Source organism: Aeromicrobium sp. (assembly GCF_025965075.1).
Classification (GTDB): domain Bacteria; phylum Actinomycetota; class Actinomycetes; order Propionibacteriales; family Nocardioidaceae; genus Aeromicrobium.
The window spans coordinates 1-10,283 of record NZ_JAOPXQ010000037.1 but is presented as its reverse complement, the minus strand read 5'-3'; the positions used below and the strand labels follow the sequence as shown (position 1 = coordinate 10,283).

General features: G+C 68.7%; 12 protein-coding genes. 7 read left to right on the top strand and 5 right to left on the bottom strand.

Features of this window, described 5'->3' with window-relative positions; translation table 11 throughout:
- Positions 1-39 precede the first annotated feature (39 nt).
- The 7 genes from JWQ91_RS02270 (at position 40) to JWQ91_RS02240 (ending at position 4,701) form a co-directional block, all read left to right on the top strand.
- Complete coding sequence (locus JWQ91_RS02270; RefSeq protein ID WP_297780248.1) at positions 40-696, top strand: hypothetical protein; 657 nt, start codon at positions 40-42, stop codon at positions 694-696.
- 102 nt (positions 697-798) lie between these two features.
- Positions 799-1,860, top strand: a complete 1,062-nt coding sequence (locus tag JWQ91_RS02265; RefSeq protein ID WP_297780246.1) for a YihY/virulence factor BrkB family protein — start codon at positions 799-801, stop codon at positions 1,858-1,860.
- 76 nt (positions 1,861-1,936) lie between these two features.
- On the top strand, positions 1,937-2,074 hold the full coding sequence (locus JWQ91_RS02260) for a hypothetical protein (protein WP_297780243.1): 138 nt from the start codon (positions 1,937-1,939) through the stop codon (positions 2,072-2,074).
- An 87-nt stretch (positions 2,075-2,161) separates the two neighbouring features.
- Positions 2,162-2,620, top strand: coding sequence for a hypothetical protein (locus JWQ91_RS02255; protein ID WP_297780240.1), 459 nt, complete (start codon positions 2,162-2,164; stop codon positions 2,618-2,620).
- A complete protein-coding gene (locus JWQ91_RS02250) occupies positions 2,617-2,949 on the top strand; it encodes an STAS domain-containing protein (protein ID WP_297780237.1) in 333 nt (110 codons plus the stop codon). Before JWQ91_RS02255 ends, JWQ91_RS02250 begins: the two co-directional genes overlap by 4 nt.
- A 66-nt stretch (positions 2,950-3,015) precedes the next feature.
- Entirely contained in the window at positions 3,016-3,663 is a 648-nt protein-coding gene (locus tag JWQ91_RS02245; RefSeq protein ID WP_297780234.1) for a TetR/AcrR family transcriptional regulator, read from the top strand.
- Between the two features lie 78 nt (positions 3,664-3,741).
- The gene (locus JWQ91_RS02240) at positions 3,742-4,701 is read left to right on the top strand and encodes a GGDEF domain-containing protein (protein ID WP_297780231.1); all 960 of its coding nucleotides are present in this window, start codon (positions 3,742-3,744) and stop codon (positions 4,699-4,701) included.
- Between the two features lie 10 nt (positions 4,702-4,711).
- Here JWQ91_RS02240 and JWQ91_RS02235 read toward each other — a convergent pair whose 3' ends face one another.
- From JWQ91_RS02235 to JWQ91_RS02215, 5 genes are all read right to left on the bottom strand, one after another.
- On the bottom strand, positions 4,712-4,894 hold the full coding sequence (locus JWQ91_RS02235; protein ID WP_297780228.1) for a hypothetical protein: 183 nt from the start codon (positions 4,892-4,894) through the stop codon (positions 4,712-4,714).
- 88 nt (positions 4,895-4,982) lie between these two features.
- Positions 4,983-5,846, bottom strand: a complete 864-nt coding sequence (locus JWQ91_RS02230; RefSeq protein WP_297780225.1) for an alpha/beta hydrolase — start codon at positions 5,844-5,846, stop codon at positions 4,983-4,985.
- A gap of 27 nt (positions 5,847-5,873) precedes the next feature.
- Positions 5,874-7,025, bottom strand: a complete 1,152-nt coding sequence (locus JWQ91_RS02225; protein WP_297780222.1) for a lytic transglycosylase domain-containing protein — start codon at positions 7,023-7,025, stop codon at positions 5,874-5,876.
- 655 nt (positions 7,026-7,680) lie between these two features.
- The gene (locus JWQ91_RS02220) at positions 7,681-8,949 is read right to left on the bottom strand and encodes an FAD-dependent oxidoreductase (protein WP_297780220.1); all 1,269 of its coding nucleotides are present in this window, start codon (positions 8,947-8,949) and stop codon (positions 7,681-7,683) included.
- A gap of 32 nt (positions 8,950-8,981) precedes the next feature.
- A partial coding sequence (locus JWQ91_RS02215) for a cytochrome P450 (protein WP_297780218.1) occupies positions 8,982-10,283 on the bottom strand: 1,302 nt, incomplete at its 5' end.

The window sequence follows — 10,283 nt, the reverse complement described above, 5'->3', positions numbered from 1 at the left end:
AAGCGGTCACATCTGTCCGCCCCATCGAAGGAGCAGGACATGCGTAAACACCTCGGCCGCTCGCACGACTCGGCCCACGACGACTTGACGCACGACTCGCAGCACGACCGCACGACCCACGACCCGGCCCGTGACGGCCGCCACGACGTCGTGGGGGTCGACGACACCCGTGCCCACGAGAAGTTCGGCGGGCTCAACATCGGCGCCGCCTTCTTCGGCTGGATCGTCGCCATCGGTGTGGCCATCCTGCTGGCCGGCATCGTCGGGGCCGTTCTGGCCGCGGTCGACTCCTCGGTCGAGGTCACCCAGTCCGACGCCGAGCGCTCCGCCGGAACGATCGGCCTGTCGACCGCCATCGTCCTGCTGGTCATCCTCGCGCTGGCCTACTACGCCGGTGGCTACGTCGCCGGGCGGATGTCGCGCTTCGACGGTGCTCGTCAAGGTGTCGGCGTCTGGGTCATCGGGCTGCTCGTGACGATCGTCGCAATCGCCCTCGGCGCCATCTTCGGCAACAAGTACAACGTGCTCGACCGGGTCGACATGCCCCGCATCCCGATCTCGACCGACGAGCTCACCTGGGGCGCGGTCATCGCCGGAGTCGCGGTCATCCTGATCACCCTGCTGTTCGCCGTCCTCGGCGGAGTCCTCGGTCACCGCTACCACAACCGGGTCGACAGGGCCGTTCGTCGCCCGTGACCCGCGGCCCGCGGCCTGGGTGATCATCGCCCACGCCGCGGGCGATCGCCCCACACTCACGGCCACCCGGCCGCACCGAGCACCACACCTGGAGAGGTTTCGATGACATCCACGTCCGCAGACGCCCGCGAACGCAGCACCCGCGACCCCGAGGACGGCGACAAGCCTGACTCCCCGGGCGACCTGCACAAGAGGTCGTGGCTGTACATCGCGAAGAAGACGCTGCGCGAGTTCTCCAAGGATCAGTGCACCGACCTGGCCGCGGCGCTGACCTACTACGCCGTGCTGGCGCTCTTCCCCGCGCTCGTCGCCCTGGTCTCCCTGCTCGGGGTCCTCGGTCAGGGGCAGAGCACGGTCGACGCCCTGCTCGAGATCGTCGACCAGGTCGGTCCGGCGTCCGCCGTCGACAGCCTCCGCCCCACGATCGAGCAGCTCAGCTCGTCACAGGGTGCCGGCATCGCCCTGGTCATCGGCCTGCTCGGTGCGCTGTGGTCCGCCTCGGGCTACGTCGGGGCGTTCGGCCGGGCCATGAACCGCATCTACGAGGTCGGTGAGGGGCGCCCGATCTGGAAGCTGCGTCCCGTCCAGCTGCTCGTGACGCTGTTCGCGGTCCTGCTCGTGGCCGTCGCCGCGGCCGCGCTGGTGCTGACCGGACCGGTCGCCGAGGCGGTCGGCGAGCAGATCGGGCTCGGATCGACCGCGATCCTGGTGTGGGACATCGCGAAGTGGCCGGTCCTGCTCGGCATCGTGGTCCTCATCGTCGCGGTGCTCTACTACGCGACGCCCAACGTGAAGCAGCCGACCTTCCGCTGGGTCAGCGTCGGCGCGGTGCTCGCGATCGTCGTGTGGATCCTCGCCTCGGCCGCCTTCGGCCTGTACGTCGCGATGTTCGCCAGCTACGACAAGACCTACGGCTCGCTGGCGGGCGTCATCGTCTTCCTGCTGTGGCTGTGGCTGACCAACCTGGCGCTGCTGTTCGGCGCCGAGCTCGACGCCGAGCTGGAGCGGGGCCGCCAGCTGCAGGCCGGCATCGCCGCGGAGGAGACGATCCAGCTGCCGCCGCGGGACACCCGCAACATCGAGAAGGCCGAGGAGAAGCACGAGGCGGACGTGGCCGCGGGCCAGGAGATCCGCCGGGACGGGCCGGACCACGGCGACGCGTAGCCGGCCCCGGTGGTGGGTCGGGGTTTGACCGCGTGATCGCCGGGTACGCCCTCGCCATCAGGAGAGGGAGACACTCATGAGTGAGTCATCGATCGAGGCCGAGGCCGAGCCAGAGCCGCAGACCGTCGGCGCGACGGGATACGGGCCGGAGGACGTGCTCGGCAACCCACCGCCGGACGCCGGGACGAAGGTGACGCCGGACGCCGAGGGCTGAGGGGTGGTGCCGGGCCGATGGCCCGGCACCGCATGGATAAACTGGTGCTTGCCGGTTGTGCTCCCAGACGGCGCCTTCTCAGGAAAGGTGCGCCGTGAGCCCCGACGACAGCCCGTTCGACCACACCCCGGCCTGGCGCTCGACCAGGACCGGCGCATCGTGACGGCGTCGGCCGACACCGCACGCCTGGTCGGTCGGCCCGCGTGCGATCTCATCGGCGACGACCCCCGCACGGTCCTCGGCGCCGCCCCTGCCTCCGTGATCGCGCAGGCCCTCGCCAACGGTGACCCGACCCGCCTGACCGCGACCGGGTCGACCGCCGAGCTGTGCCAGCGGTTCGCGGTCGAGATCCGGCGGATCGGGGTCGTCGAGCGGCGCGACGTCCAGATCGACGACTCGATCGAGCGACTGCGCACGATCGCCGTCATGACCGAGCACGACCGCGCTCTCGACACCTGGATCGACGACCTCCTCACCGCCGTCCCCGGCACCCTCGACGACGATCTGAGGATCGTCGCCCTCCGCCTGACAGGAGCACCTTCGTGACCTTGACCATCTCGGACCGCCAGAGCGACGGCTTCCACGTCATCGAGCTCGACGGCGACATCGACCTCAACTCGGCCCGCGAGCTGCGGGCCCACTTCGTCGAGCGCATCACCGATCCGGCGACGCGCGTCGTCGTCGACCTGACGGGGGTCGACTTCATGGACTCCTCGGGGCTCGGCGCCCTCGTGGGCGGCTGGCAGATCGTCCGGGGCCACGGGTCGTTCCGGATCGCCGGGGCCAACCGCACGGTGCGACGGGTTCTCGAGATCACCGGGATGGATGACGTCTTTCCACTGTTCCCCGCTGTCGCGGACGCGACCGCCGACTGATCGCGGGGCCCAGCGAGGCGCGGCCTCCTAGACTCGACAAGACACCGAGTCACGAAAGGTTCGTCGATGCCCCCGCGCAAGAGCCCCGCCCCCGTCGATCGGACCCGTTCGCGTGGTCGCCCACGCCTGGACATCGATCCGGATGCCGTCGCGGACGCCGTCGCCGAGCTCTTCGCGGAAGGTGGTCTCGACAAGGTCTCGATCGTCGACGCGGCCGAGAAGCTCAACGTCTCTCGCGCGACCCTCTATCGTTCGGTCCCCACCAAGGAGCACCTGCTGGGGATCCTCTTCGAGCGGAGCACCCGCGAGATGATGGACGCGGCGCGCACGGTGGTCTCCGCGACGCACGATCCGCGCGATCAGCTCGACGCCCTGCTCCGCCTGCACGTCGACGCCGCGATCCGCATGCGCGGCTTCATGCCGGTCTTCTTCGACGGCGGCGACCTCCCGCCGGAGGTCTACGACCGCTGGCGCACGTTCAGCAGCGAGTTCGAGGATCTCTGGGTGAAGTCCGTGGCGGCGAACATCGGATCCGGCGACCTCCCCCCGGGGGATCCGGTCGTCGCGGCCCGACTCCTGCTCGGGGCCTGCATCTGGGTGTCGCGGTGGTATCGCGCGGATGACCCCTACGACGCCCAGGTCATCGCGGACACCGCGATCAACCTGCTCCGGCAGGGGCGCCCGGCCGTCGGCCCGGGAGACGTCACACGCTGACACCGGCTCCGTCCGCGGCGGAATCGCCCCATGCCGCGAGCGGGCATGGCAGGGTGGTGCGCAGGGACGGAGATCCACTTGCCAGACAGAATCGCGAGCTCTGCCGCCAGGTCGGCCGCATTCGCTCGGGTCACGACGCTGGCGGCCGCAGTCGTTGCCGCGACCGGGGTCCTCGACCTCGTCACCGGCTCGGTCAACCTGTCCACGGCATGGACCTGCCTCGTCATCGCGCTGTCCCTGGCGATCGCCGCGATGCCGATGCTCCTGGGCAATCGCTTCCATCCCCTCGCGGGACTGGCCGGGTGCTGGGCGTTCACCGCCATCACCGCGCTGCAGGTCGCCGCGGGTGGGGACGCCATCATGGCGGTCAACAACCTGGTCCTCTACCCCATGATCAGCTGCTACCTCGGCTGGTTCTTCCGCCCCGGCATCGCCCGGACGACCGTGGCGGCCCAGTTCGCGGTGTCGGCCGCCGCGCTCATGACGACCGACCACCACGAGGTCTTCAGGACGTGGGCCAACCTCGCCCTGGCCTCCTACTTCTGCCTCGAGGTCGCGCTCTATCTGCGGGCCAAGCTCGACCAGCAGATCGAGTCCGACCCGCTCACCGGGGCACTCAACCGGACGGGCCTCACCACCCAGCTGCGCCGCGAGATGGCCGTCGCCGGCCGCACCGGAGCCCCGCTGGCCCTCGCCGCGATCGATCTCGACGACTTCAAGGAGACCAACGACCGCCTGGGTCACTTCGCCGGGGACCAGGCCCTGACCGCCGTCGTGGCCCACCTCAAGCGGTCCCTCCGGGTCCAGGACACGATTGCGCGCACGGGAGGCGACGAGTTCGTCGTCCTCCTGCCCGACACCCCCGCCGCCGTGGCGGCCGCCACGCTGAGGCGCGTCCGGGTCGACTCGTCGACCCCGTGGACGTTCGGTCTCGCGGTGCTGGGTCCGGCGGACACCCCGGAGACGCTGATGGCACGCGCCGACGACGACCTCTACGTGCAGAAGCGGCGTCGCGCCGAGATCTCCCGCGCGGACTGAGCCGCAGGCGTCAGGTGCGGCTGGACCCGACCGGGGACTCGAGCTCCTTGACGCTTCCGGTGCTCAGGCCCAGACCGATCAGCGCGAATCCCGTCCACCACTGCCCGAGCAGGCAGAACTCCAGACCGATCAGGGTGACGGCCACGCCGATGACGGCGATCAGGACGGGGGTTCGGGAGTCGAGGTCAAGCACTCAAGAAGCATAGGCACATGGGGCCCCAGAACTGGCGTCCCGCGCGGGTGAGTGTCGACACCGTCACACACGTCCACGGACCGGTGGCTCAGGAAGCCAGCCAGTCCTCGATGCGGGCGTTCACCTCGTCGGGGCGTTCGAGCTGCAGGAAATGGCCGCAGCCCTCCAGCACCTCCCACGTGCTGCCCGGGGGGAAGTCACCCGGGGACTGCTCGACCAGCTCGGCCTGGGCGCAGCCGTCGTTCCTGCCGTGCAGGTGGAGCACGGCGGCGGTCGGGCTGCCGAGAAACAGCGGCTTGGCCGCCATGACGAAGTTGTGCCGGTAGTACAGCAGCGCCGCCTTGCGCCGGCTCGGGGTGTCCAGCGCGTCCCAGAGATGCTCGAGGTCGGCCGTCGCGTCGTGGCCCGGCGACCATGCGCTCCAGAGGTGCGGGATCAGCCGGTCGAGTGCCCGGTGCGCGCCGGGCAGCGTGTTGAACAGGGCGTACCAGCTCAGGCGGAGCTGCCGCAGCGCCTGGCGCCGGCGGGACCAGTGGCCGAGCGGGCGCAGGATCACGAGCGGCGGTGGCACGGCCAGCGACACGAGTGACGCGAACCGGCCAGGTGCGACCTCCGCAACTCGCCAGACGGTCAGGGCGCCCCAGTCGTGCCCGACCAGCACGGCGCGCTCGTCGCCGCCCAGCGCATCCGCGATGGCCACGGCGTCCTGCGCCAGCGCCGCCAACCGGTAGTCACCGTCGGGGGCGAGTGAGCTCGGACCATAGCCGCGGGCGAACGGGGCGACCGCTCGCCAGCCCCGGCTCGCCAGATGGGGGCCGAGGTGGCGCCACGTCCAGGCCGTGTCGGGGTAGCCGTGGAGCAGCAGCGCCAACGGAGCGTCGGCGTCGCCCCACGCCAGGGCGGCGAACGTCAAGCCGTTCCCGGAGATCTCGATGTGCTCGGGCTCGGTCATGGGCCAAGCCTTCCATGCCGGGAAGGGTCAGGGGGCCGGCGGAGTGCTGACGAGCAGGGCCAGCACCGCGGCGGTCCCGCCGGTCGTGGCGAGCTCGACGCACCTGGCGAGCCCACCGACCGCCTCGAGCTGGGCGGCGGTCAGCTCGGTGCTGCAGTAGGCCGTCGCCTCCTCCGGGGTCAGGGGTTGGGCCGTGGGGCTGGGAGTCGGAGTTGGCGTGGGTTGCGGGGTCGGGTCCGGGGTCGGGTCCGGGGTCGGGGTCGGGGACGGAGTCGGAGTCGGGTCCGGGGTCGGGGCGGGAGTTGGTGTGGACCTCGTCGGGTCGGGCTTGACCGGCTCGGCTGGGTGGTCCTTCGTCGGGCGGGCCGCGCCGGACTCGTTCGGCGCATCGGTGGACTGCGACTTCGCGCGTTCAACCGTCCTGCTGCCACCCGCGAGCTGCACCTGGCCGGTGCCATTCGTGCTGGCTCCGTCGGCCAGCGCGGGAGTGAGGCCCTCGTACCGACCCATGCGAGCGAGCACGGCATCGACGTAGTCGGTGCTGTGGTTGTAGCGGAACACCGCGGTCCGCAGCCCGCTCGGCGTGCTCATGTCGACCTCGTTGGCGCACAGGTAGACAGCTGCGCCGAAGGCCGCGTCCTGGATGTCCTGGGGGTTCTTGCGACCGTCGTCATCGCCGTCGACGGCCACGGACGTCCAGGTGGAAGGGATGATCTGCATGGGTCCCACGGCGCGGTCGTGGGTCGCATCGCGGTCGTACTTGCCGTCGTCGGTGTCGGGGACAGCAGCGGTGGCCTTCGATCCGTCGAGCGGGATGCCGTAGACGCCGGGGGCGCTGGTGCCGTCGGACCTCACGACGTTGCCGTTGGTCCGGCCGTGGTCCGACTCGATCTCGCCGATCGCGGCCAACAGTGTCCACCGGAGGTGGCACGACGGCGCCACCTCGTTCACGACGCGGCTGGCGTCCTGGTAGGCCGCCAGGGTGACGGCCGGGACATTCGGCCGCCGGTCCGACACGGTGACGTTGCCCTCGTGGTCGGCCGCGGCGGGCGTCCGGACCACTTGCTCGGGGGCGACGGTGACGCTGGCCCGGGACTCCGGTGCCAGGTGCGGGATGGTCGCGAGGGTGGGTGCCGGGGCCGCCTGCCGGTCGGCGTAGGCCAGGGTGCTTCCGGCCACCGTGACCATCGCGACGAGCAGCGCGGCACGACGTCGACGACCCCGGCCGGGATCCTGCTGGCTAGCAGCCCAGCGACGTCGGAGAGCTTGAGACAGTCCTGCACGTTGGCGCATACGAGACTTTATTCAGCCGAGGCGCGGCGGGAGGAACGAATATCAACCGATAATCCGCATCTGCCTCGCGGGGAGCCGCAGTCTTGCCGTGCAGGTCACAGACCTGCGGTGGAGCCGCCTGTCGGAATCGAACCGGCGACCTTTTCATGACGGGAGGTCCCCGACGCCATTGCTCTCTGCAATTCCAGTCCCATACACGCCCTTGATTCCACCGGATTCGACTGCGGGGGCCGCGCCGGGGACGCGCGGGTCTTGGCAGAGCCGCTCGGCGACAGGTGAGTTCAGACATCTCCACTGCACGTGACCCTGGCCCCGTTTCATCCCCTGCCCAATGCGTCACGACCCCAGCGAGGAGCTACGTAGGCCCGGAAGAGCTTGGCCTGTCTCTCCGGTCATCGAGTAGCCAAGGACTGTTGCCGGGCGCCCACACGCAGGCGAGACCTACGTTCGAGGGCGAGTCGGGCAAGCTCGGGACTGGCCACTTCAGCGCCCGCGGGGTCCGGGTCCCGCCGCTGACGCCGATCTTCTGTGGTTCCGGCGCTCAGCCGTCCACCTTCAGCGCGCCCACCGGCTCAGCGCTTGTCGCCGGAGCTTCCAAGAGTGAATTCAACGCGGTTGCGGGGTCAGCCAACAACCCGCGGTTCGGCGCCAGCCCCTGAGCGATCGCGCGCTTGCTGAACACGAACTCCGGCGCCCGGTTGACACAATCGGCTGCGATGAGCCGGCCGTTATCGAAGTAGAAGCAGGCAAAATCGCGGCCCGTTTCCGGGTCGCCACGCAGCACGATCTCGTCATAGCCGGTGTTGAGGCCCACGATCTGAAGCTTGAGATCATATTGGTCCGACCAGAACCACGGCAGTGCGGAGATCTCCCTCACTTTCCCACAGATCGCCGCTGCGACGACTTTGGCCTGCTCGCCCGCGTTGGGCACTGACTCCAGGCGCAGACGGCAGCCATAGCGGGGATCGAAGAAGTTGGCGCAGTCCCCGGCCGCAAAGATGTTCGGGTCACTGGTTCGCCCGTGCGGGTCGACGAGGATGCCGTTGTCCGTGTTCAGGCCAGCCGTCTGGGCGAGTTCGACGTTGGGTACGACGCCGATGCCGATGATGACCAAGTCAGCGGCGATGTAGTCACCGTCTGCAAGTCGAACGCCGCGGACGTGGTCCTCACCCTCCAGCGCGGTGACGCCGACGCCGACGCGGAGGTCAACGCCCTCCTCGCGGTGAACACGATCGTAGAACGCGGACACATCGGGGGCGGTGACCCGTTGCAGAACTCGGTCGGCATTCTCGAGCACCGAAACGGTGACGCCCAAATTCCGGAGCGACGCCGCCGTCTCCAGCCCGATGTAGCCTGCGCCGATGATGACAGCGTGGCCGGTGGTGGTCAGGCCGTCGCGGATAGCCTCGATGTCGGCAGCATCGCGCAAGTAGTGGACTCCGGCGAGATTCGCCCCCGGCAGGCTCAACCGGCGCGGTCGAGCACCCAGGCAGAGAGCGAGCTTGTCGTAGCCAAGAGTTTCGCCGTCGGCCAGCGTGACCGTACGGGCTCGGCGGTCGACACTCGCGACACGTGCCTGGCGGAACGCGACCTGTTGCTTCTCGTAAAAATCCGGCTTCCGAATCAGGAGTTCCTCTAGGCTGGATTTGCCCGCGAGATAGGTCTTGGACAGCGGCGGGCGGTGGTAGGGCAGCGATGGCTCATCGCCAATCAACAGGACCTCTCCGCTCCATCCCTCCTGACGCAAGCTCGCACACAACTGTGCGCTTGCGTGGCTGGCTCCGACGATGATCACACGGCTGTTGCCCATGGCGCTTTCCCGCTCGCTGCCGTCACTCGAACCTAATTTCTCGCCTTGGGCGTCAGCTTGACCATCATCTTCGAATAGCCCTTGACAAAGTTGGACTGCACGTACTCCGGCCGGCCGATGACCTCGATGTTGTCGAACCGATCCAACAGCTCCTCCCACAGGATGCGCAGTTGCATCTCGGCAAGTCGGTTACCCATGCAGCGGTGCACGCCGAAGCCGAACGACATGTGGTTGCGCGCGTTCGAACGGTCGATGATGAAGGCGTCCGGGTCCTCAAACTGGCGCTCATCACGGTTGCCGGAGGCGTACCACATGACAACCTTGTCGCCCTTGCGCATGAACTGTCCGCCGAAGTGAACGTCCTCCTTGACGATCCGGCGCATGTACGCGAGCGGCGTCTGCCAACGAATGATCTCCGACACCATGTTGGGGATCAGCGAGGGATCTGTCTTCAACTTCTCGAACTGATCCGGGCTCTCGCTGAGAGCCAGTACGCCACCGGACATCGAATTGCGGGTCGTGTCGTTGCCGCCGACGATCAGCAGGGTCAGGTTGCCGAGGAACTCCAACGGTCGCTTGATCAGGTCCTTGGTGTCCTCGGAGGTCTGCATCAAGGTGATCAAGTCGAAGCCGGCCGCCTCGCCCGCCTCCCTCCGCGCCGCCTTGTCGTGCCAGAGGGCCATGAAGTTGCGTGCCATGTCCCCGAGGGCGTCGTAGAAGTCGTCCTGGTGGGTGGTGCCGCCGGTGGCCTCGGCGACGCCGCTGATCGTGTCAGACCAATAGACCAACTTGTGGCGCTGGTCGTACGGGAAGTCGAGCAGGGTGGCGAGCATGCGGGCGGTCATCTCTTTCGAGACCCGCTCCACCCAGTCGAACGGTCCGTCGGTCGGCAGGTTGTCGAGCACATCCTGCACCCGCTCACGGATGAGTGACTCCATCTCCTTCAGGTTCCTGGGAGCCACAACGCCCTGGACGGCCTTGCGCTGGAGGTCGTGCACTGGTGGGTCCATCGCGATGAACATCTCAACCTCGAGCAACGGGTCGCCGATGATGATGGCAGGCTCGGCCGAGAAGACATCAGGGTTCGTGTCGACGGCACGGATGTCTTCGTAGCGCGTGATCGACCAGAACGGTCCGAAGGGGCTGTCCGCCAGGTAGTGGACCGGGGCTTCCTCGCGGAGCCGCTTGAAGTACGAATGCCACTTTCCTTGACGAAACAGGAAGGGGTTGCTGACATCGAGCTCGGTCAGCCGCACGTCCGCTGCGTCCGGGATCGGTCGCTCGGTGAAGATGAGCGGCTCGCCCCTGCCAACAAGGCGTTTCGCCTTCTCCAC

Excerpts from the sequence above, each read along its gene's own strand:
- JWQ91_RS02270 (WP_297780248.1), top strand. The coding sequence starts at position 40 with ATGCGTAAACACCTCGGCCGCTCGCACGACTCGGCCCACGACGACTTG.
- JWQ91_RS02265 (WP_297780246.1), top strand. The coding sequence starts at position 799 with ATGACATCCACGTCCGCAGACGCCCGCGAACGCAGCACCCGCGACCCC.
- JWQ91_RS02260 (WP_297780243.1), top strand. The coding sequence starts at position 1,937 with ATGAGTGAGTCATCGATCGAGGCCGAGGCCGAGCCAGAGCCGCAGACC.
- JWQ91_RS02245 (WP_297780234.1), top strand. The coding sequence starts at position 3,016 with ATGCCCCCGCGCAAGAGCCCCGCCCCCGTCGATCGGACCCGTTCGCGT.
- JWQ91_RS02230 (WP_297780225.1), bottom strand. The coding sequence starts at position 5,846 with ATGACCGAGCCCGAGCACATCGAGATCTCCGGGAACGGCTTGACGTTC.
- JWQ91_RS02220 (WP_297780220.1), bottom strand. The coding sequence starts at position 8,949 with ATGGGCAACAGCCGTGTGATCATCGTCGGAGCCAGCCACGCAAGCGCA.